Origin of the sequence: Helicovermis profundi, assembly GCF_033097505.1 — a bacterium.
Taxonomy (GTDB): Bacteria; Bacillota; Clostridia; order Peptostreptococcales; family Acidaminobacteraceae; genus Helicovermis; species Helicovermis profundi.
The window spans coordinates 845,672-868,477 of the sequence record NZ_AP028654.1; the positions used below are offsets into that span (position 1 = coordinate 845,672).

16 protein-coding genes are annotated in these 22,806 nt (G+C 27.8%); 12 read left to right on the forward strand and 4 right to left on the reverse strand.

The window, feature by feature from the left end:
* Nucleotides 1–296: 296 nt before the first annotated feature.
* A complete protein-coding gene (locus tag AACH12_RS03640) occupies nt 297–923 on the forward strand; it encodes a hypothetical protein (RefSeq protein WP_338536719.1) in 627 nt (208 codons plus the stop codon).
* A gap of 107 nt (nt 924–1,030) precedes the next feature.
* Complete coding sequence (locus AACH12_RS03645) at nt 1,031–1,552, forward strand: GNAT family N-acetyltransferase (RefSeq protein ID WP_338536720.1); 522 nt, start codon at nt 1,031–1,033, stop codon at nt 1,550–1,552.
* Nucleotides 1,553–1,760: 208 nt separating this feature from the next.
* Here the strand turns inward: AACH12_RS03645 and AACH12_RS03650 are convergent, their stop codons facing one another.
* The 4 genes from AACH12_RS03650 to AACH12_RS03665 all read right to left on the reverse strand — a co-directional run bounded on the left by AACH12_RS03650 (nt 1,761) and on the right by AACH12_RS03665 (nt 7,555).
* The gene (locus AACH12_RS03650) at nt 1,761–2,312 is read right to left on the reverse strand and encodes a class I SAM-dependent methyltransferase (RefSeq protein ID WP_338536721.1); all 552 of its coding nucleotides are present in this window, start codon (nt 2,310–2,312) and stop codon (nt 1,761–1,763) included.
* 22 nt (nt 2,313–2,334) lie between these two features.
* Complete coding sequence (locus tag AACH12_RS03655; protein WP_338536722.1) at nt 2,335–4,254, reverse strand: transporter substrate-binding domain-containing protein; 1,920 nt, start codon at nt 4,252–4,254, stop codon at nt 2,335–2,337.
* Between the two features lie 64 nt (nt 4,255–4,318).
* Nucleotides 4,319–5,926, reverse strand: a complete 1,608-nt coding sequence (locus AACH12_RS03660; protein ID WP_338536723.1) for a substrate-binding periplasmic protein — start codon at nt 5,924–5,926, stop codon at nt 4,319–4,321.
* Nucleotides 5,927–5,941: 15 nt separating this feature from the next.
* Nucleotides 5,942–7,555: a methyl-accepting chemotaxis protein gene (locus AACH12_RS03665; protein WP_338536724.1), complete on the reverse strand. Its 1,614-nt coding sequence runs from the start codon at nt 7,553–7,555 to the stop codon at nt 5,942–5,944.
* Between the two features lie 310 nt (nt 7,556–7,865).
* Here AACH12_RS03665 and AACH12_RS03670 point away from each other — a divergent pair, with 310 nt between their 5' ends.
* The 10 genes from AACH12_RS03670 (at nt 7,866) to AACH12_RS03715 (ending at nt 22,683) form a co-directional block, all read left to right on the forward strand.
* Nucleotides 7,866–8,756 carry a LysR family transcriptional regulator gene (locus tag AACH12_RS03670; RefSeq protein WP_338536725.1) on the forward strand — a complete coding sequence of 297 codons (891 nt, stop codon included), beginning with the start codon at nt 7,866–7,868 and terminating at the stop codon, nt 8,754–8,756.
* A 303-nt stretch (nt 8,757–9,059) separates the two neighbouring features.
* On the forward strand, nt 9,060–10,199 hold the full coding sequence (locus AACH12_RS03675; protein WP_338536726.1) for an acyl-CoA dehydrogenase: 1,140 nt from the start codon (nt 9,060–9,062) through the stop codon (nt 10,197–10,199).
* Nucleotides 10,200–10,267: 68 nt separating this feature from the next.
* On the forward strand, nt 10,268–11,050 hold the full coding sequence (locus tag AACH12_RS03680) for an electron transfer flavoprotein subunit beta/FixA family protein (protein WP_338536727.1): 783 nt from the start codon (nt 10,268–10,270) through the stop codon (nt 11,048–11,050).
* 9 nt (nt 11,051–11,059) lie between these two features.
* On the forward strand, nt 11,060–12,076 hold the full coding sequence (locus tag AACH12_RS03685) for an electron transfer flavoprotein subunit alpha/FixB family protein (protein ID WP_338536728.1): 1,017 nt from the start codon (nt 11,060–11,062) through the stop codon (nt 12,074–12,076).
* Between the two features lie 176 nt (nt 12,077–12,252).
* Nucleotides 12,253–13,656: a sigma-54 interaction domain-containing protein gene (locus AACH12_RS03690; RefSeq protein WP_338536729.1), complete on the forward strand. Its 1,404-nt coding sequence runs from the start codon at nt 12,253–12,255 to the stop codon at nt 13,654–13,656.
* Between the two features lie 124 nt (nt 13,657–13,780).
* Entirely contained in the window at nt 13,781–15,238 is a 1,458-nt protein-coding gene (locus AACH12_RS03695) for a sensor domain-containing diguanylate cyclase (RefSeq protein WP_338536730.1), read from the forward strand.
* An 89-nt stretch (nt 15,239–15,327) separates the two neighbouring features.
* Nucleotides 15,328–15,753 carry a coiled-coil domain-containing protein gene (locus AACH12_RS03700; RefSeq protein ID WP_338536731.1) on the forward strand — a complete coding sequence of 142 codons (426 nt, stop codon included), beginning with the start codon at nt 15,328–15,330 and terminating at the stop codon, nt 15,751–15,753.
* A gap of 90 nt (nt 15,754–15,843) precedes the next feature.
* Nucleotides 15,844–16,767 (forward strand): HD-GYP domain-containing protein, encoded by a 924-nt coding sequence (locus AACH12_RS03705; protein WP_338536732.1) that lies wholly within the window; start codon nt 15,844–15,846, stop codon nt 16,765–16,767.
* Between the two features lie 141 nt (nt 16,768–16,908).
* Complete coding sequence (gene galE, locus AACH12_RS03710) at nt 16,909–17,901, forward strand: UDP-glucose 4-epimerase GalE (protein WP_338536733.1); 993 nt, start codon at nt 16,909–16,911, stop codon at nt 17,899–17,901.
* 897 nt (nt 17,902–18,798) lie between these two features.
* A complete protein-coding gene (locus AACH12_RS03715) occupies nt 18,799–22,683 on the forward strand; it encodes a phosphoribosylformylglycinamidine synthase (protein ID WP_338536734.1) in 3,885 nt (1,294 codons plus the stop codon).
* The last annotated feature ends 123 nt before the right edge of the window (nt 22,684–22,806 follow it).

A 22,806-nucleotide genomic window follows, 5' to 3' on the forward strand; every position in this document is an offset into this window, starting at 1 on the left:
ACTCCCTCTGAATCTTAGAAATTCTTTTATCAACGTTTCAAAATTCCAATAAATCTTTCATGAAAGTAATTAATGATGTGCAATTAATTACGATTAGTGGAGGTTTTTTTTATTTAATATTTACTTTGATATATTTTTACATAAATTTGGAATTAAAGACAATTATATTGTAATTTGATTGTGAATATAGTACAATGAATTATATATGTTACGATTTTAACTTAAAAATATATAAAAACAATAGATAATTAAGAAAAATATCTATTGTTTTTATTGTAATGTAAGAAAGGAATAAAATGAAAAAAATAATTAGTAATGAAGAATATGATATATGTGTAATGGATTCCTTAGATATTAATAAAATGAATTTTTTAATGATGAATTTGATAATGTGTTTTGTTGCTATTTTAGTTGTCGACTTAATATCTCATAATATAAGCGATGATTTTACACTTATTGGCTTTTGCTCAATTGTATTTAGGACTCTATTGTGGTCAACAATATTTACTTTGTTGCATGTTCCAATAAGAAAAAATAGTTTGAAAAAAATTTATAAGAGGCAAATTAAAGATGAACTTGTAAAAAGTCTTGAAAAAGAATACGACTTATATTTGCCATGTATATATATAAAATCCAAGTTTCATTTAATGGGAGGAGTGCTTTATTTTAGTACAAATAAATTGTTATTTAAACCTCATGTTAGTAATTTTGCACCAAGGGAGATAAAATTAGAGTCAAAGAATGGAATCACTTTTTATGAGAAAAAACAAAATACTTCAGCAATAACGCGTTTTATATATAATTCCATTCCAAATTATTTAGTTATCAATGTTGATGGCGAAGAAAATAAATTTATTGTTCCAATGATATCAAAGGTGATGGATGTTCTTGAAGAAGAGGGATTACAAGGATATGATTTCTAAAAGAAGAAAATAGAGAAGATTTTGAAATATATTAAAAGTTTAAATAAATAGTACTTTTATTTTTTTATAAACTACAATGCAGTTACGAAAATTAAGAGGAGGAAAAGATGAGTAGGTTAAAATTGATTTTACCATCATTAGAATACAAAGATCAAATAATGGCATATAAAAAAGAATTTATTGAAGCAGGCGATAGTATGGATGGTACTGCTGGATTAGCCAACTATGATACATTTGAAAAATGGTATAGCGCTATTTTAGATAACTTGAATGAAGATACCGTAAGAGAAGGATTAGTTCCAGCAAGTACATATTTAGCATTAATAGGTGACAGTGATAGATTAGTAGGAATGATAGATATTCGCCACAGATTAAATGATTACTTACTTAAATGTGGGGGACATATCGGCTACAGTGTAAGAAAATCTGAGAGAAAAAAAGGATTTGCTACTGAAATGCTTAATTTAGCTCTTAAGGAATGTACAAAATTAAAAATAAAAAAAGTATTAGTTACATGTGATAAAAATAATATTGCATCGGTAAAGACCATAATTAATAATGGCGGAGTATTTGAAAATTTGATAGAGTGCAGTGATGGATCTACTAATAGGTATTGGATTACTCTATAAGAGGTTAGACTAAAGGAGATAAAAATGTTTATTGATATCACAGTTAAAGTAATACCTTATTTGTAATTTAAAATCAGTACTTAATTCTAAAAAATACCTTAATTTTATAGCAAATACATATCCAGTAAATTATGCTGATATGACAGGTCTTCCTTGTAGAGTTGTTGCAAAAGTGATTGAGTGATGAAATTTTAAAAAAAGGCAATTATTATTTGGTAAAAGTAACCAAATAATAATTATCGCCTAAATTGATTTCTTTATATAATTTATAATTATTTTCTTTAAATTCATTTAGTATTTTTTCTTTTGAAATCCTATGGTTAAGCGGAGGCCCTGATGGTGTTTCTTTATAGTGAAATTCTATGATGTGAACTTTTCCATCAACATTTAAAAGCTTATCAAAATGCATAAATAAATTTTCTACATTTTTAAGTTCATGGTAGACTGTTACTAATAAAATATCACTAATTGAATTTGGACTAATACTTAGTAATTCATGTTCCTTTCCAAGTAATTTAATATTTTTAAGGCCATTTTTAGATATTTTATTTTTAATAATTTTTAACATATCTTCATTAATATCATATGCAAAAACAGTATTTTTAGAGATATGTGAAGCTGGGATTGTAAATATTCCAGTTCCAGCTCCATAATCTAGAAAATTTGAATCTTTATTAATTCCTAAATTATTTAGTGTTTTATTTACATTAAGTTCTTTTAAACGATTTTCACTTTCAAATTTTTTAACTTTATTATTCATTATTACTCCTCAGATATATTATTTACTCTGCATTAAAAATAATTTTAAAAGTTGTTCCTTCATTTATTTTAGAATCAACTAATATTTTGCCATGTAGAACACCGGTTACAATGTTATAAACGCTATAAAGACCCATTCCCATATATCTGTTTCCTCTTTGTGAGGTATAAAATGGTTCGAAAATTTTGTTTTCAATTTCTTTGGGCATTCCATTTCCGTAGTCTTTAATCACAAGTTTAACTTCTTTTGATACTTCATTCATTGTTAGTATAACATCAATAATTCCACTTTTTGATTCATTATAAGCATGGTAGTATGCATTTTCAATTATAGCAGATAATATTTGAAATAAAACGTTTTGAGAAATATTTAATTTAATATTTGCTTCAAGGTTTAAATTAAAAGTATAATTAGTAAAATTTTTATGATGTTTCAACATACTGATAATATTATTTATACTTTCATCAATTATTATATTTTCATTGCTAGATTCATAGTTATAGTTGGCAATTGATCTAAAATCATTAATAATTTTTGCTGCCTTATTTAAATATGTTAATGCCTTTTCAGTTGAAATATTTGCAGATTCTAAATACTCATTTACTTCAAAAATATCTGTTTCGCTTCGACTCATATGGTTAAAATCGTGTAATTTTTTTATAATAAAATTTAAATAAGATATTGTTGTTATACTATTTCCAAGTGGTGTATTTAGTTCGTGAGCAACACCAATTACGAGTCTACTAAGCGCGTTTAGTTTTTCAGATTCTACAAGTTGCATTTGTGTTTCTTCTATAACAGCTATTTGTTCGTTGAGTAATTTGTTTTTATTAACTAGTTCGGTTTCTTTTTTCTTCAATTCTTTAAGCGAAATAGAAAGTTTGTTATTTGCAACAGTAAGACTTTTTGAACGTTCTTTAACAAGTTCTTCTAGATGATTTGTAAGATTAGATAAATCTTCACTTATTCTTTTACTATTTTTCAGCTCTGCATTTAATTCATTTGTTTTTTCATTTACTTTTTTCTTAAGTAATACAGTCCAAATACTTATTGTAGAAAATGATACTATAACGATAAAAAATAGGTATGTTAAAATTTTTTTTAGATTGCTGGAAAGCCAACTATAATTACCTAAGGAAATCCATTTATTAAGTAATTCTTGTTTTTTTGAATTTGGCATTGTTTTAAGGGCTTTATTAAGAATTGATACAAGAATTTTATTATTTTTTGGAGTTGCAAATCTAAGCTTATAATCAAAATTTATTTTAACCTCATTAGTAATAATCACATTAGATATGGCCATGTCTTGTATATAGTAAGATGCCTGTCCTAAGTCAAGAACCAGAGCATCAATTTTGCCAAGTGATAAATCGGTTAATGAGTCTTTAATGTCTGTATACTCATAAAGTTTATTAGGCTTATATGTAGCTTTAATATATTCTTCAACAGCGTAGTCTTTGATTAATCCAACTTTATAGTCAAATAACGTGTCAATATTTAAATTTTTATCGAAATTTTTACGCACTAAAACTACACTTGGTACATTTGCGTAGGGTTCAGTGAATGATAAGTATTTATCTCTATCGGTAGTTTTTACAATTGCACTTTGAAGATCTACCTCATTGTTTTTTAATACATTTAATATATCAGTCCAAGTATTGTAATATACATATTCAAAATTTATATTGTAAGCTTTAGATATCCAATCAAGATAATCTCTTGAAAGACCTACAAATTCATTTTTTTTATAATATTCAATTGGAGCATAGTCGTGCTCAGGAGCAACTTTTATAAGGGGATGTTCATTAAGCCAGGTAATTTCTTCAAGTGTAAATATATTGTTGTGACTTATTTCTTTTGCATATGAAGACATAATTAATAAAGCCAAAAATAAGATAGTTAATAATGAAAAAATAGTGATTATCTTAAATTTTCTATTCATAATAGCCTCCATTTTGTAAAAAGGGTAGCAAATATAGAGCTACCCACATAATTAGTCTATAAAACTATTTTCCCAAAAAACCATATCCATGCTTATCAAGTATTTGCTGGAATTCTCCAGATTTTTTCATCATAGCTAATCCTTCATTAAATCTTTTTATATATTCCTCATTATTAGGATAATCTTTTGAAATCATTATGGCGTAATTTGTTGTAGAAAATGGTGTTTTAAACCAATCAATATTGTCAATTTGATCTTTAAAATCTGATTTCATTAAATCTAAACTTGTTAATACGTCACCAGGATATAAATCAATTCTTCCGTTTATCAATTTATTCATTGAATCTGATTCCTTATCAGCTAAATCTGCTTTTATTCCTGCCTTTTCTAGAGGATCAACATAGAAGAAATTCTTTACGCCACCAATTTTATATTTTTTTAGATCTTTGAAAGTAGTAAAATCTAAACCGGAAGGAATATTTTTATTCGATTTCAAATAAAAGAAAGAAGAAGTCGAGCTAACAATTGGATCAGTAAATGCATATTTAGCTTTTCTTTCATCAGTTATACTCCAAGGGTAAGATCCAAATGCATTTTTATTTTCTATTTCAGCTTTTGCTTTCGCCCAAGCATAGAATTTAAAATCAACTTTAACATTTGTAAGTTCAAAGGCTCTCTTAATAATTTCTGATGTAAAACCTTGATTTAATAAAGATTCCGAAACAAAAGGTGCATATTCACCAGTTGTAATAGTTATTGGATCGATTGAAGCATATGTGCTACTTACATCAACACTTGATTTATCAGCAACCAAAAATCCATATCCATGTTTTTGAAGAATTTTGTCGTAATCGCCAGTTGCCTTAAGTTTAGCTAAACCTTCATTAAATTTTTGAATATATTCTTTTGCATTAGGGTAATTTTTATCAACTAACAGGCCCATATCGAGTGATTCAATTGGGGTTTTTAAAAATTTAAATTTCTCAATCTCGTTTGGATAAGTTTTTGTAATAAAATCGTGTGCTACAAGAGGACTTGCTGGTAGTAAATCTATTCTTTTATTATATAATTTTTTAATTGCTTCATCTTCTTTTAAAGAAATGTCAATTTCTATATTTTCTTTATCAAAGAGTGAAACATAAGAGTAGTCTTTAACTCCACCAATTTTGTATTTTTTAAGTGATTTAATATCGGTATAATCTTTTGGTGCATTTCCTCCATCTAAATACATAAGTTTTGTTTCACTTACTGTTATTGGATCAGTAAATAGAAAATCTTTAGCTCTATCTTTGTTAAAGGACCAAGGAAATGTTGCAAAAGAATTATGACTATTAACTTCCTTTAGAGTTTTTGCCCATGTGTAAAATTTGAACTCCGTATCAATATTTACTTCGTCAAATGCTTTTTTTACGATTTCAGTTGTAAATCCTTGATTGTCAATTGTTTCTGAAACGTAAGGAGCCCATTCACCAATTGCAAATACTAACTTTTCACGTTTAACTGTATCACTTGAAGTATCACTTGAAGATGTATCGCTCGATGTTGAAGCTACCTCTTTTGCTTTTACGGTTTGATTTTTTATGAGTAAATCTCTAGTAAAGCCATTATCTTTTATCGAACATCCTGTAAAAACAAGAATAGAAATTAAAAGCAGTGCGAAAATTTTTTTCATTTTATAACCTCCTTTCTAAATTGTAAATGTCGCAGAAACTTCGATTAACTCTTCTGCAATTTTTGCTAAATCTGTTGAAGCACCTGAAATTTCATCAACTATTTGTTCTTGTTCTATCACTCTATCAAGAATATTTTCAGATTCTTTTACTGAAACTTTTGAGTTTTCAGTAATGCGTTCGATATTTTCGAGAACTTCTATTGCATGTTTTCTTTGTGAATGAGTGTTTCCTTTAATAACTGAGAGTTTATCAGAAGTATTTTGAGTTGAACTCATAATTTCTTCTAGTGATTTAACAGTAGTTTTCACGGTTCTATTGTTTTCTTCAATGGCTTTAGGAGCTTTTTTCATATGTTCTACAGCTTCTGAAATCGCAAGTAGAATTTCATCTACAGAATCTGAAATTTGATGAGTTATTCCGTCGGACTGATCTGCTAGTTTTTTAATCTCGTCAGCAACAACTGCGAAACCTCTACCAGCTTCACCAGAACGAGCAGCTTCTATCGAAGCGTTTAGTGAAAGAAGTTTAGTTTGACTAGTTATATCATTAATTAATCCAACAAAACTATTAATAGCTTGCGATTTTATTGAAAGTCCGTTAATAATATCTTCAGCATCAACAACTATTGAATTTATTTGTTCAACGTTTTCTATAGTACGCTGAATAGATTCTTCTCCTTCCTTTGCTTTATTAAAAGATTCAATTGAAGCAATTGAAACGTCATCTATACTAGAAGTAACATCTTCAAAAAATTCTGTAATACTTTTTACGGAAGTTTCTATTGTTTTTATATCTTCAGATTGTCCTTTTGTAATATTAACAATATCAGAAGTGTTATGAGAAATATCTTTTACAATGTCGATTGAGTTATCAACTGATGCAGCAAGTTCTTCAGATGATGCTGCAAGCGTATGAGCAGTGTTGTTGAATTTTGATACTAAATTAAATAGATTAATTGTCATATCGTTAAATTTTTTAGAAAGCATTCCAATTTCATCTTTTGATTTTACTTCAATTCTCTTAGTTAAATCACCACTAGCAATTACGTTAGTTGCATCAGATAAAGTGTTTATAGATTTAATAACAAGTTTTGTAACAAGTGATATAAGAATTATTAATAAAATTAAAATAATTCCGTTTTGTACTGTAGTAGAAATAATAGAGTTTTTAATATCTTCTCTAATGTAATAGTCAGATAAAACAACTTCTAAATATCCCGCAACATCTTCTCCATGCATAATAGTTTTCGCAAATCTATTATCTTTTATTTCACTAGGGAAATTTCTAAGATATTTATCATCATATGCAGGTGATTTTCCTTTTTTATCAAGTACGTACATAGGCTTGTAATTAGCATCATAAAATGCTACAATCGCGACTTCTTTATCTTTTGCAACTGCATCAGAAATATTTTTGATATTTTCTTCACTATAATCCCAAAGCGAATCTTTTCCAGCGGTTTCAAGTAGATCTACTAGAGCGTTACCGTTTTCTGTCAATGCAGCGACTTCGCTTTTAGATTGTTCAGAAATATTATAAATTAAAAACGAACCTAATATAATAATTGAAACAAGAACAATAGGAATAATAAATTTACTCGATAATTTGTTTAGTTTAATGAATCCCATAATGACCTCCTTTTAAAAAATAATATCCAAACTTTATTACTTATATATTATTTATACACATTAGTTTTAAAACGAAACACTTATGTAGTAATAAATTAATAACAGCGTGTTAAGTTATTGAAACAATTGCACTTCAGTACAAAATTCGACAAATTTTTTGCGGTGAAATAGAATTTTTGTACAATAAAAACACTTGAACTGGTGATATTAGAAAGCGTTTTATTTTGATATTTTATTTTATAAAATACTACATTGATTTATAATTAGAATTAGATATAATTATATAAAAGCAAAAACTTAAGGAGTTATTATGGATATTAACTATGATTATTATAAGGTGTTTTATTATGCATCGAAATTTATGAATTATACTAAAGCAGGTGAGAGTTTATTTGTTTCCCAATCATCGGTAAGTCAATCAATAAAAAACTTAGAAAAAGCACTAGGCGTTGAACTGTTTTATAGAAGTGGAAAGTCAATGGCTCATACTGAGGAAGGTAAGATTCTTTATGAATATGTAAAAAAAGCACTTCAATTATTCGAGTATGGAGAAAAAGCAATTATAGATATGAATTCTCTTGAAAGAGGAAATATAAATATAGGTGCAAGTGATACGGTAAGTAGGTATTATTTAATGGATTATATAAGAAAATTCTATAAAGATTACCCTAATATAAAAATAAGTATCAATAATAGACCATCTCTAATATCTAAAACTTTAGTTGAAAAAGGTGAACTTGATTTTGCAGTTATAAATATAGATCCTAGTATTGTATATAAAAACTTAAATGTAAAGAAAATTAAAAGTATAAAAAATTTAATTGTAGTATCAAAAGACTTTATGGAAAACAAAATAATTAATAGTGGAAATTTATTTGAACACACAATTATTTCATTAGAAGAAAAATCAACAACTAGAAAAATATTTGATAATTACTTTAAAGAAAAAAAAATAGATTTCAAACCACAGCTGGAATTTGGTTCAGTTGATATAATTATTGAAATGGTAAAAATGGGAGTAGGATTAGGATTTGTAAATAGCATGGCGGTAGAAAAAGAATTAAGTAGTGGAGATTTAGTGGAAGTAAAGTTAAATATGAATCTGCCTAGTATTGATATTGGCATCATTTATAATGAAAATATCCCCCTATCAAAAGCGTCGAAAAAATTTATTGAGATGATAAAAGAAAATATGGTGTAAAAACAATTTACAATGTAATTTTTTTTTACACAGAGAGAACTCCCTTGTGTACGTTAAAGTTTGACAAAAACATCACAAAATATTAAAAATCATTGTAAAAGTATTTTACAATGATTTTTAATATTTTGTGATTAATAATAATATATTTTTACTTGGTTTAGAGTTAAATAAGCCTATTAGCTATGTAAAAAAGAAATAATTTGATTTGAAAAAAAGCGGGATAATATATAGATGTGGCATAAAAATTGCATGTATAATTGTTAAACGATTAACTAATTTGAATGATATGGATTGGAGGATAAAATGAATTTTAATTTAAGTGATGAATACGTACTTCTTCGTCAGATGTACAGGGATTTTTCAGAAAATGAAGTGAAACCGATTGCAGCAGAGGTTGATGAAGAAGAAAGATTTCCAGAAGAAACAGTTGAAAAAATGCGTAACTTTGGGCTTCTAGGAATACCTTTTCCAAAAGAATTTGGAGGAGAAGGCGGTAATAATATTATGTATGCGATGGCTGTAGAAGAATTAAGTAAACTTTGTGGTACAACTGGAGTTATTGTTTCGGCACATACTTCACTTGGAGCAGCTCCAATATATGAATTTGGAAATCCAGAGCAAAAAGAAAAATATTTAGTTCCACTTGCAAGTGGAAAAAAACTTGGAGCTTTTGGATTAACAGAACCGGGTGCAGGTACGGATGCATCAGCTCAGCAAACAACTGCGGTACTTGAAGGTGATAATTATATTCTTAATGGATCAAAAATATTTATTACTAATGCAGGTTATGCAGATATTTATATTATATTTGCTATGACTGATAAAGAAAAGGGTCTAAAAGGAATATCTACTTTTATTGTTGAGAAAGATTTTGAAGGATTTAGTGTAGGTAAAAAAGAATTAAAACTTGGTATAAGAGGTTCAGCAACTTGTGAACTTATATTTGAAAATTGCAAAGTTCCAAAAGAAAATTTACTTGGTAAAGTTGGTCAAGGTTTTAAAATTGCTATGAAAACTCTTGATGGAGGAAGAATCGGTATTGCAGCTCAGGCGCTTGGACTAGCGCAGGGTGCGTTAGATGAAACAGTTAAATATGTAAAAGAAAGAAAACAATTTGGAAGATCAATTTCTAAGTTTCAAAATACACAGTTTATGTTAGCAGATATGAATACAAAAGTTGAAGCTGCAAGACTTTTGGTATATAAAGCTGCATTTAAAAAGGACCAAAAGGAAAGATATTCAGTTGATGCAGCTATGGCAAAACTTTACGCATCTGAAACTGCTATGGAAGTTACAACGAAGTGTTTACAACTTCATGGTGGTTATGGTTTTACAAGGGAATATCCAATTGAAAGAATGATGAGAGATGCTAAAATAACTGAAATATATGAGGGAACTTCAGAAGTTCAAAAAATGGTTATTAGTTCAGCTTTATTAAGGTAAATAAAATATATGAGTCTTACTTAGAGTAATTATATTTTAAGGTAAATGCAAAAAATAGGAGGAAAAAAATGAAGATAGTTGTTTGTATAAAACAAGTTCCTGACACTACAGAAGTAAAACTTGACCCTAAAACAGGAACTCTAATAAGAGATGGTGTACCAAGTATAATTAATCCAGATGATAAATCAGGATTAGAATCTGCATTAGTATTAAAAGACAAATATGGTGCTCATGTAACAGCAGTTACAATGGGACCTCCTCAAGCAGAAAAAGCACTTCGTGAGGCTCTTGCTATGGGAGTGGACGAGGCTGTTTTACTTACTGACAGAGTATTTGCAGGAGCTGATACTTTAGCTACTTCAACTGCACTTGCGCATGCTATAAAAACATTGGATTATGATTTGATAATAACTGGAAGACAAGCAATAGATGGAGACACTGCTCAGGTAGGACCTCAAATTGCAGAACATTTGGATATCCCACAGGTATCTTATGTTTCTTCAATAGAAAAAATAAATAATGGATTAGTATTAAAAAGATCATTTGAAGATAGATACCATATGTTAGGTGTTGATTTTCCTTGTCTTATAACTACACTTAGTGAATTAAATGAACCAAGATATATGTCCGTTTCAGGCATACTTGATGCATATAGAGAAAAAGAGATCAGAATTTTAAATTTTAAAGATATCAATGCAAATGTTGAACAAATGGGCTTAAAAGGATCTCCAACAAAAGTAAAAAAATCATTTACAAAAGGTATAAAAGCTTCTGGAGCAGTTTATGAACTTCCTCCAAAAGAGTCGGCAAAGATTATAGTTGAAAAATTACTTGAAAAATACTATATATAGGAGGGCTTTATGAATTTTGAAGATTATAAAGGTGTTTTAGTTTTTATAGAGCAAAGAGATAATATTATAGAAAATGTGTCACTTGAATTACTAGGAAAAGGAAAAGATATTGCAAATGAATTGGGAGAAGATCTTATAGCTGTTCTTTTAGGGAGCGACAATGAAGATCTTGCTAAAAAAGTATCCATGTATGGAGCGAATAGAGTTGTATACGTAGATAATAAAAATCTAGATATATATACAACGGAACCATATGCACAGGCCTTAACTGAAATTATAAAAAAAGAAAATCCTGATGTTGTTCTAATAGGTGCAACTTCAATTGGTAGAGACCTTGCACCAAGAGTATCAGCAAGACTTAAAACAGGGCTTACTGCTGATTGTACAAAACTTGAGGTATCAGAAGATAGGCAATTAATGATGACTAGACCTGCATTTGGTGGAAATATTATGGCTACTATTGCATGCCCTGATAATAGACCCCAAATGTCAACAGTTAGACCGGGGGTTATGAAAAGGCCACTTAAAGACGAAGAAAATTTATCATTAATACAAAAAGTTGATATTAAATTTAATGAATCTAAATTTAAAGTAAAAGTTCTTGAAGTAACAAAAGAGACTAAAGAAAAAATTAATATCGAAGATGCTGATGTTTTAGTTTCTGGTGGAAGAGGAATAGGTCATAAAGACGCATTTATAAAGTTAGAAGAACTTGCAGGAGTATTAAAAGGAACAGTTTCCTCATCAAGAGCAGTAGTAGATGCAGGTTGGCTTGATCATGATAGACAAGTTGGACAAACAGGAAAAACTGTAAGACCAAATGTGTATTTTGCACTTGGAATTTCTGGAGCTATTCAACATATGGCAGGAATGGAAGAATCAGAATGTATAATTGCTATAAACAAAGATGCTTCAGCTCCAATATTTGATATTGCAGATATAGGTATTGTGGGTGATGTTCACAAAATAGTACCTCATTTAATTGATGAAATTGAAAATGCTAAAAGTATAAAATATAATCAGTAAATTATATTTTAATTTAATAAATGCTGCAAATTAAAGAATGTTTTATTTACGAGTGTTTATGTAAATAAAACATTCTTTTGTATTAACAAAACATTATAGCTAGTAAAAATGATTAATTGTGGTATAATTTTGAAGTGGATTATATTACTTAATATTACATTTAAAGTGGAGCAATTATGACTGATAAAATTAACTTAGAAAAGAAAGTAAAAGAATATGAAAATTATATTGAGATGCTCAATAGTATTCTTGATACTACTAACGAGTGGTTTGTAGCTGTAGATGTAGATGCAAGAATTACTATGATGAGTAAAGGTTATAAAGAGTTTTTAAAAGTTACTAATGTTATTGGAAAACCGGTTTCAGAAGTTATTGAAAATACAAGACTTGATAAAGTTGTTAAAACAGGTATAAAAGAAGTTGGACAAATTCAAGAAATAAAAGATAATAGAGTTGTTGCCATGCGGATTCCCATAAAGAAAGACGATAAAATAATTGGGGCAATTGGAAAAGTTATGTTTAAAGATATTGAAGATTTTTATGCTCTAAGCAAAAAACTATCAAATCTTGAAAAAGAAGTAGATTACTATAAAAAAATTCTAAATCCCAATAAGCAAGCTAACTATTCAATAGATGATATTATTGGAGAAAGCGAGATTATTGATAGTAGTAAAAATGTGGCAATTAAAGCTGCAAAAACAGATTCAACTGTTCTTATAACAGGTGAAAGTGGAACTGGAAAAGAGCTTTTTGCTCATGCAATTCACAATGCAAGTAAAAGGAAACTATCGCCATTTGTAAAAATAAATTGCGCAGCTATACCATCAGAACTACTTGAATCTGAACTTTTTGGATATATAAAAGGCTCTTTTAGTGGAGCAAATAGCGATGGTAAAATTGGTAAATTTCAAAGTGCTAATGGGGGAACAATTCTTTTAGATGAAATTGGAGATATGCCATTTTCTCTTCAATCAAAACTACTTCGTGTGCTTCAAGATAAAGAAATAGAAAAAATAGGAAGTAATGATACTGAAAAAATAGATGTGAGAGTTATTGCTTCTACAAATAAAAATTTAGAGGATATGGTCAAAAACGGAAAGTTTAGAGAAGACCTTTATTATAGATTAAATGTTATTAGACTTGAACTTCCTTCGCTTCGTTATAGAAAAGAGGATATAGAGAGTTTAGCAAATTATCTTAGGAAGAAGATTGCAGAAAGATTAGGAATTTACGTTGAAGGAATTTCAAAAGAAGCAATTAAAATTTTAGAAAGCTATTCTTGGCCAGGTAATATTAGAGAGCTTGAAAATATAATTGAAAGATCTATAAATATGTTAGATTCAGATTTAATAATATTGCCACATCATTTTCCATCTCGTCTTTATGATTCGACTTCAAGTAGTGTATTTAAAATAGAAGATTCTATGACTTTAGATAGTAAAATTAAAATTATTGAAGAAAAAATGATTAAAGAAGCATTAGCAAATAATAATGGAAATAAATCTGATGCTGCTAAAGTCCTAGGAATTAGTAGACCAAGTTTATATAAGAAAATGAAAATGTATGGATTATCTGTTTAATATCTTTTTTATATGATTATATTAAATATAAAGCAAAGAAGAAGGAAAATCATTGTTTTGAATGTTTATAAATTGGTAAATATATTAAAAGACTAGTTTATATATTAGTTTGGAAGGTGATCGGATGAAATTAAAAAATAAATTACTTTTTCTTTTATTATCATTTGCTCTTTTAAGTGCGTTTATAATTATATTTTTTGTACATGCAATTATTATGAAAGATTATTATAAAATTGAAAATAAGCATTTTGAAAGTCAATATTTAATAGCAGATAAAGCTATAAATCAAGAATTTAATAAATATAATGAATTGATTGCTGATTGGGCGTATTGGGATGATACATATAATTTTGTTAAAGATAGAAGTGATGAATATATTAAGTCTAATATAACTAATTCAACCTTTGAAAATTTGAACCTTGATTATTTAGCTATTTTTAATAATAATGATAATATTGTAGTTGATTTTTACTTTGATAAATCTAATAATAAGTTAGTAGATATACCTAAAGAGATTTTAAATCAATTTAAGAAGGTAGGTTTTGGTAATAGTTTGATATTTTTGAGAGGTAAAACTATAGCTGTAACAAAATCAAGGATATTAAACAGCGAAGAAGAGGGAAATTCAAATGGAAGTTTTATATTTGCAAATATATTTGATGACGATGAAAAAATAAAAATAGAAAATAGTCTTAATATGAAACTTAAAGTAAAAGAAAATACTGCTGATACTATATCTGAAAAAATTAAAAGATATAAGCATTACTCGGTTTTATCAATTGAAAAAAAATATTTTAATAATTCAAATGAACTGCTATTTAATTTTACCTTATCAAATTCAATTTCAAGTCTTGGAGCGAGAAATGTTTTGAGAATTTCGCTTTTAATAAGTAGTTTATTTATGTTGTTATTTTTACTAGTTTATTATGGTTTGCAAAAAAATATTGTAAATAGAATAAATGAGTTAAGTCAAAAAGTAACTAAAGTTGCTTATGACAATAATTTATCTCTTAGATTAGATGTTATAGGTGAAGATGAAATAGAAAAACTTAAACATGATATTAATTTTATGCTAGAAAATATTGAAAATCTTAATAAAAAATTAAACGAATATGCAACACTAGATACTATGACCGGTATAAAAAATAGGCGAGAAGGTTTTAGGATACTTAAAAAGCTACGAAAAGATTCATTAAAAGAAAATAAATTATTTTGTGTTTTGTTTATTGATATAGATAATTTAAAAGTTGTAAACGATAAATTAGGACATAAAATGGGCGATAAAATGATTGTAGATTTAGTCAATATGATTAAAAATAATATTAGTGAAAATGATTTTGTATTTAGACTTGGTGGAGATGAGTTTTTATTAGTACTATCAGAACTTGATATAAAAAAAGCTACTAAGATAATGCAAAATATTTATAGGGATATTGATGAGTATAATAATATTAATCATGAGTTTGTATTAGATATTAGCTATGGTTTAGAAGAAGTTGATTATAGTATTTCATTAGAAGAACTAATTGAAAATGCAGATAAAAAAATGTACATTAATAAACAAAGTAAAAAGTTATATTAACTACTTAAAATAAATTGACATAAGTTTGTTAAAATATTAAAATAGTAAAGTAGGTTGTTAATAAAATACTTATGTTATAGGGGGACGAAATGAAAAGAATAATAGGGCTAACATTTTTAATTTTATCATTGGTTTTAGTAATGGGATTACCTGCTTTTGCAGATAGTAATGATTCTCTCATTCAAAGTGTAATTGATGATGTGAATAAGGCAAATGTTAAAATAAGTGAAAAAATAGACCATGCTAAAAACGATGCTAATAAAGAAATTGAGAAATATAATAATAAAATTCAAAAAGATGAGCTTTCAAGTGATGAAATTTCAAAATTAAATGAAAAATTAAATTCTAAAATTGATAAAATAATTGATAAATTAATTAAAGATACTGATGAGATTTCAGCAAAGACTATAAAAAAAGCAGCTCGAAAAGGTGTTCAGGTAAATTGTGAGTTAATAAAAGTTGAGATTGGTGGTAGAGAAGTATTGGTTGATCCTTTGATAGTTGTTGCATTTTAAAGTTTAACGGAAAAAGAATATGTAAATATTCTTTTTTTTTGTGTTAAAATATATGTAATAATAGTTTTCATACTAAATATGGGGGAAAATATGATAGAAGGATTAAACATATATAAGAAAGATGAATATATTGATAATTTTGTTCAAGATGCCGCAGAATTACGCCTATTGGGTAAAGGTGACGGAACTGAAATTATGCTACAAAAAATTAAGAAGAATGAAACTTTTTTTATTAATCCTTGTGATAGTTCAGATACTATGGAATTTTTTTATATATTAAATGGAGAAATAGATAGTTTTGATAATAAATATACAAAACTAGTTAATGGAGATTACTTTTTTACACATGATTTGAAATCCATTGTTCAGTTTAAAACACTTACTGAAGTAACTTTACTATATATATCAACTAAACCTTTATTTCATTTTTTAAGTACAATAATAAAAGAATTAACTAAATTAGCTAGAGAAGTAGAAAAAAAAGATATGTATACTCATAGTCATATAAAAAGAGTTGAGGAGTATGCGATTAAAATTGCCAATAAGTTAAATTTACCTGAAGAAAGCATAGAAAACATTGCATTTGCTTCTTTATTTCACGATATAGGGAAAATTGATACGCCGGATGAAATACTTAAAAAACCATCAGCTCTGACGAAAGAGGAGTATGATATTATAAAAAAACACCCTATAAGGGGTGCTGAAATTGTTGAAAAAACATATTATAAAAAAGTTTGTAAAATTATTAGTCAGCATCACGAAAAACTTGATGGCAGTGGCTATCCATTTGCTTTAAAAGGTGAAGAAATAATGATTGAAGCAAGAATTATAGCGGTAGCTGATGCTTTTGATGCTATGATTACGGATAGACCATATAGAAAAGGACTTTCATATAAAGAGGCTATAAGTGAATTAAAAAAATATAGTGGTATTCATTTTGATGCAAATATAGTAATTGTATTTATTAATATACTTTTAAATGAAAAAATTATTACTGAGTCAGATACTATGTAACTATTAAAAAGCCGTAAAATAATTAATTAATTATTTTATGGCTTTTTCTATATTTTAGGATTAAATTGTATTATAATGTAATAGTAAAACTGAAAAAATAAAAAAGGAGAGTTATGCTTTATATAAAGTATACACAATTATATGAATATTTTAGTAACTGGTGGTACAGGGTATATAGGTTCACATACAGTAGTTGAACTTTTAAATAAAGGACACTCTGTAGTAATTGTAGATAATCTTTCTAATAGTAAAATAGAAACATTAGATAAAATCAAAGAAATAACTGAAAAAAAAGTTAAATTTTATAAAATAGATGTAACTGAAGAAGAAAAGCTAGAAGAAGTTTTTACTGATAATAAATTTGAAGGAATTATTCATTTTGCAGGATTTAAAGCAGTTGGAGAATCGGTTAAGAAACCTCTTATGTATTATTATAATAATTTAGTTTCTACAATGATTTTGGTAAAATTAGCTGAAAAGTATAGTGTAAATAAGTTTGTTTTTAGTTCATCAGCTACAGTTTACGGTGATAATGAAGTTCCCTTTGTTGAAACAATGAAACTTCTTGAAACAACAAATCCTTACGGGGAAACAAAAGCTATGAGCGAAAGAATTTTAAAAGATATTGCAAAAGAAGATTTAAATTTTTCTGCTATACTTCTTAGATATTTTAATCCTGTTGGAGCTCATAAAAGTGGTTTGATAGGGGAATTACCTAGTGGTATTCCTAACAACCTTATGCCTTATATAAGTCAAGTTGCATCAGGAAAATTAGAAAAACTTAGAGTATTTGGTAATGACTATGATACTATAGATGGAACTGGAGTACGAGACTATATACACGTTGTAGATCTTGCAAAAGGGCATGTAGCAGCAATTGAAAAATCTAAAAGTGGTACAAGTATTTACAATTTAGGTAGTGGAAGAGGAACTTCTGTTTTAGAGCTTATAAAAGCCTTTGAAAATGCAAACAACTTAAAAATTCCCTATGAAATTGTCGAAAGAAGAAGTGGGGACATTGCTAAGTGCTATGCTGATGCAAGTAAAGCAAAAAAAGAACTTGATTGGGAAACTGAGTTAGGAATTTATGATATGTGTAAAGATACATGGAAATTTGAGAAAAATAATAAATAAAAAAATACCTCTTTTAAAGAGGTATTTTTTTATAAGTAAATCTTAGTTACAGCTTGAACAAGATCCGCAGTCAGATTCTTCTTGATTAGATGGTCCAACGAAATATCCGTTGTTCATATACTCAACTCTCATCTCACCAAATTGCTCATATAAATCTTTTTCCATTACAAAGCTAATTCCATGTTCAGTGTTAATAGCATCGTTATCTTTTTGCTCATCCAGAGCAAGACCAAATGATGGTCCACTTCAGCCCATGCCTGCCATAAATAATCTTATGTTTTGTGGTTTACCTTCTTGCGCTTCTATAACACCTTTAATAGCGTCGATAGTTGCACTAGTAGTTAAAATTTTCATAAAACCCTCCAGTGTAATTTAGATAGGTGTAAGACGTAAATCTTACACATTGTTTTAATATTATATGTTAATTATATAATGTTTAAATAGCAAAGTAAAGCAAAAATGTAATTGTTTCAAAATAATAATAATATTCATTATCATTTACATCTGTACTTCTACTTGTAAAAGATGATAGGTACATTACTATATCAAACTTTTCTAATGTAATACATCTACTTTACCTACAAAACACATTTTATATCAACCATAATTTTTTTGCAATACTTTTTTGAAATTATTTATTGGTTTACATAATTTTTATTTTGTATATGTAGTTTACATGATAAATGTTAATAAAATATGTACAATTTATAAATATAATAATTTATTTGTGTAAAATAGCGAGCGAATAATAAGTACAACTTATCATTTGTATTAATACTATTAATTTTAGTAATGTGATATTTGGTGTTAAAATAACAGTGAAAGATAGATTTATATTTTGTCACTCCTAGTCTACTATTTTTAGCGGGTGATTAATAATTATTAACTATTGCCACTATGGAGGAATTAATTAATATGATTAAAAGAGTATTAGTTGAAAAAAACAGTGAATTTAATGAAGAACATAGAAAATTGATTAGCATTATTAGTAAAGATTTAAAGATAAATACTGTTAAAGAACTTAGAATTATTAATTGCTATGATGTAAGTGGTCTTAGTGATAATGAAATGAAAAAAGCTGAAATATACGTATTTTCAGAAAAAAACGCAGATAAAATCGTAGATAGCAATATAATAAAAGATTACGATTTTGCTTTTAGAATTAAACCTTTACCTGGGCAATTTGATCAACGTGGCGACTCTGCCAAGCAATGTATTAATCTTATATTAGTGGATAAAGAAAAATTAGAAGTCGAGTCATCTAAAGTCATTCTAATTAATGGTGATTTATCAAATGAAGAAATTCTAAGTATTAAAAAATATTTGATTAATCCTGTAGAAATGGTTGAAGTTTCAACAAAACTTCCTAAATCAATTGGAATAAAAAGTGAAAATGAATGGTTTGAAAAATACATTGAAAAATTTTCTTCATTTAATAAAGAAGAACTAATGAATTTTAAAGAAAAATATTCACTAGCAATGACAATTAATGATTTAATTCATATTAAGAATTATTTTAATGAAGAAAAAAGAAATCCAAGTTTAACTGAAATAAAAGTTTTAGATACTTATTGGTCAGATCATTGTAGACATACAACTTTTATGACAAAAATTAATAATGTTGAATTTGAAGATTTAAGCAATGAAAATCCAGTTTTAAATAGCTTTAAAAATTATATTGACCTAAGAAAAAAAGTTTACTTAAATAGAGATAAAAATATTTGTCTTATGGATTTAGCGACAATTTCTGCTAAATATCATAAATTAACTGGCGAGCTAGATCAGCTTGATATTTCCGAGGAAATAAATGCCTGTAGCGTAAATGCAAAAGTTCTTATAGATGGAAAAGAAGAAGATTATTTAATTATGTATAAAAATGAAACTCATAACCATCCAACGGAAATCGAACCTTTTGGTGGTGCTTCAACTTGTCTTGGAGGTGCCATTCGTGATCCTCTTTCTGGAAGAGCATATGTTTATCAAGGTATGAGAGTTACAGGTTCTGCAGATCCAAGAGAAAGGTATGAAGATACTCTTGATGGAAAATTACCTCAAAAGAAAATTACTAAAGAAGCGGCTCATGGATTTAGTTCATATGGAAATCAAATTGGTATGGCAACAGGTGAGGTTAGAGAATATTATGATGATGGTTTTAAAGCAAAACGAATGGAAGTAGGTGCTGTAATAGCAGCGGCTCCTAAGAAAAATGTTGTGAGAGAAGAACCAAGAAATGGAGATAAAATTCTATTAATTGGCGGTAGAACAGGAAGAGATGGTATTGGCGGGGCAACTGGTTCTTCTAAAAGTCATAGTGAAGATAGTATTAAAACTTCAGGTGCAGAAGTTCAAAAAGGGAATCCACCTGAAGAGAGAAAAATTCAGCGTTTATTTAGAAACTTTGAAGCTACGAAATTAATAAAAAGATGTAATGATTTTGGAGCTGGTGGTGTCTCTGTTGCGGTTGGCGAACTGGCAGACAGTATTGATATCTATTTAGAGAGAGTTCCTAAAAAATATGATGGTCTAACAGGAATGGAAATTGCAATTTCAGAATCTCAAGAGAGAATGGCAGTAGTTGTGGCAAGTGAAAATGTTGATGAATTTATGAAACTTCTAGAAAATGAAAATATAGAAGGTACTGTGATTGCGGAAGTTACTAATTCAAAGAGACTAAGAATGTTTTATAATGACCAAAAGATTCTTGACATTTCTAGAGATTTTTTAGAAACAAATGGTGCAAGCAGTGAAACGGATGCAATTATTGAAAAAATAAATTATAGGCAAAATCCACTTATATTTTCGAACTTAAATAAAGACAAAAGCAAGAAAAAAATAAATGAATTAAGTAAAGCTGAAAACGATGAAAGTATACTCGCTTTTGAAATTAAAAAAAGATTATCAGATATAAATATTGCATCTCAAAAAGGTTTAATGGATATCTTTGATAGCACAATTGGTGCAGGTACAGTTCTAATGCCATACGGCGGTAAAACATATAATACGAAAACGCAAGGTATGGTTGCTAAAATTCCATTATTAAAAGGAAATACTTCTACTGTTACAATAATGACTCATGGATATAATCCTAAAATTGGAAAGTGGAGTACTTATCACGGGGGCTATTATAGTGTTGTTGAGTCGATTGCAAAAATAGTTGCAATGGGTGGAAAAATTACCGATACAACTATATCTCTTCAAGAATATTTTAGAAAACTTGGAAAAGACAAAAAAAATTGGGGTCTACCTCTTTCAGGACTTCTTGGCACTATTGAAGCTCAGATAGGACTTGGTATTTCTGCTATTGGCGGAAAAGATTCCATGAGTGGAACTTTTAAAGATATTAATGTTCCTTCAACAATTATTTCATTTGCCGTTGCAACATCTGATGTTAGTAAGATTATTAGTCCAGAATTAAAATCAAAAGAAAGCGTGATATATAAGTTTAATGTAAATAGTAATGAAAAAGGTTTAAAAGATATTACTAAATTAAAATCTATGTATCAAACTATAGAAAAATTAAGTGAAAAAAGATTAGTTAAATCTGCATACTCAGTTTCTATGGGTGGTACGATTGTTTCACTAATGATGATGTCACTGGGCAATAAAATTGGATTTGAAATCAATAAGAATATTTCTTTAGATGAACTACTCAATGAAGATATTGGTTCAATTCTTGTTGAAGTTAATAAAGATATTAATATATTTGATGAAATTAATAAAGAAGAATATAGAGAAATTGATGAAGTAAATAATTTCGAAGTTTTAGAAATTGCTAAAACAAATGAATATGAAAGTTTAACATATAAAAACATGAAGATTAGTATAGATGAAGCTACAAAAATATGGGAGAAACCTTTAGAAGAAATTTTTCCAACTAAATACGAATTATCAAAAGGTGAAGAAGAAAATGAAAAGTTAGTTGATATAAAAAGTAATTTTTCAAAAAATAGAAAATATAAATCTAAAATAAAGATAGATAAACCAAGAGTTGTAATTCCAATTTTTCCTGGGACAAATTGTGAATGGGATACCATGCGAGCTTTTGAAAAAGCGGGAGCTAGTGTAAAACTTGTAAATATAAAGAATCTTAATTCTGAGTTATTTAAAGAGTCTATTATTGAGTTTGAAAAGGAAATAAAAAATGCAAATATAATAGCATTAGCTGGTGGATTTAGCGCTGGAGATGAACCTGACGGTTCAGGTAAATTTATAGCTTCACTTCTTAGAAATCCAATTATAGAAAAAGCAATAATGAAGCATATAAAAGAAGATGATGGTTTAATTATTGGTATATGTAATGGTTTTCAGGCTCTTATCAAAACTGGACTTCTTCCTTACGGTGAAATAAGAGAACTTGGTACTACTACACCAACTCTTACATTTAATAGAATAGGTAGACATATATCAGAGGTATTAAATACTAAAATCGTAAGTAATGCGTCTCCGTGGCTTATGAATGATAGTGAAGAAGATATCTTTACAACTCCTGTTTCACATGGTGAAGGTAGATTTTATGCAAAGGGCCAAGCACTAAAAGAGTTGATTGATAATTCTCAAATTGCTACTGTCTATTCTGATTCAAAAGGTAAAATTATTAATTCGCAGAATGTAAATCCCAATGGATCCGTTTTAAATGTAGAAGGTCTTATAAGCAAAGACGGAAGAATCTTTGGAAAAATGGGGCATATGGAAAGAGTGGACAATGGTCTTTATAAAAACATCACAAACATTAGAGCAATGCGAATTTTTGAAAGTGGTGTTAAATACTTTACTCATAAGTAATTTAAGCAGTTTAGAGATAAGTATATAATTGAAAAATCAATAACACGCACAAAAACTAACAAAAGTCATAAAACGTTCGACTTTTTATTGACTAAGGAAGAAGGCTAATTTATTATTAAGGTA

Coding starts and splice junctions, on each gene's coding strand:
- AACH12_RS03640 (WP_338536719.1), top strand. CDS start 297: ATGAAAAAAATAATTAGTAATGAAGAATATGATATATGTGTAATGGAT.
- AACH12_RS03645 (WP_338536720.1), top strand. CDS start 1,031: ATGAGTAGGTTAAAATTGATTTTACCATCATTAGAATACAAAGATCAA.
- AACH12_RS03650 (WP_338536721.1), bottom strand. CDS start 2,312: ATGAATAATAAAGTTAAAAAATTTGAAAGTGAAAATCGTTTAAAAGAA.
- AACH12_RS03655 (WP_338536722.1), bottom strand. CDS start 4,254: ATGAATAGAAAATTTAAGATAATCACTATTTTTTCATTATTAACTATC.
- AACH12_RS03660 (WP_338536723.1), bottom strand. CDS start 5,926: ATGAAAAAAATTTTCGCACTGCTTTTAATTTCTATTCTTGTTTTTACA.
- AACH12_RS03665 (WP_338536724.1), bottom strand. CDS start 7,555: ATGGGATTCATTAAACTAAACAAATTATCGAGTAAATTTATTATTCCT.
- AACH12_RS03670 (WP_338536725.1), top strand. CDS start 7,866: ATGGATATTAACTATGATTATTATAAGGTGTTTTATTATGCATCGAAA.
- AACH12_RS03675 (WP_338536726.1), top strand. CDS start 9,060: ATGAATTTTAATTTAAGTGATGAATACGTACTTCTTCGTCAGATGTAC.
- AACH12_RS03680 (WP_338536727.1), top strand. CDS start 10,268: ATGAAGATAGTTGTTTGTATAAAACAAGTTCCTGACACTACAGAAGTA.
- AACH12_RS03685 (WP_338536728.1), top strand. CDS start 11,060: ATGAATTTTGAAGATTATAAAGGTGTTTTAGTTTTTATAGAGCAAAGA.
- AACH12_RS03690 (WP_338536729.1), top strand. CDS start 12,253: ATGACTGATAAAATTAACTTAGAAAAGAAAGTAAAAGAATATGAAAAT.
- AACH12_RS03695 (WP_338536730.1), top strand. CDS start 13,781: ATGAAATTAAAAAATAAATTACTTTTTCTTTTATTATCATTTGCTCTT.
- AACH12_RS03700 (WP_338536731.1), top strand. CDS start 15,328: ATGAAAAGAATAATAGGGCTAACATTTTTAATTTTATCATTGGTTTTA.
- AACH12_RS03705 (WP_338536732.1), top strand. CDS start 15,844: ATGATAGAAGGATTAAACATATATAAGAAAGATGAATATATTGATAAT.
- galE (WP_338536733.1), top strand. CDS start 16,909: ATGAATATTTTAGTAACTGGTGGTACAGGGTATATAGGTTCACATACA.
- AACH12_RS03715 (WP_338536734.1), top strand. CDS start 18,799: ATGGAGGAATTAATTAATATGATTAAAAGAGTATTAGTTGAAAAAAAC.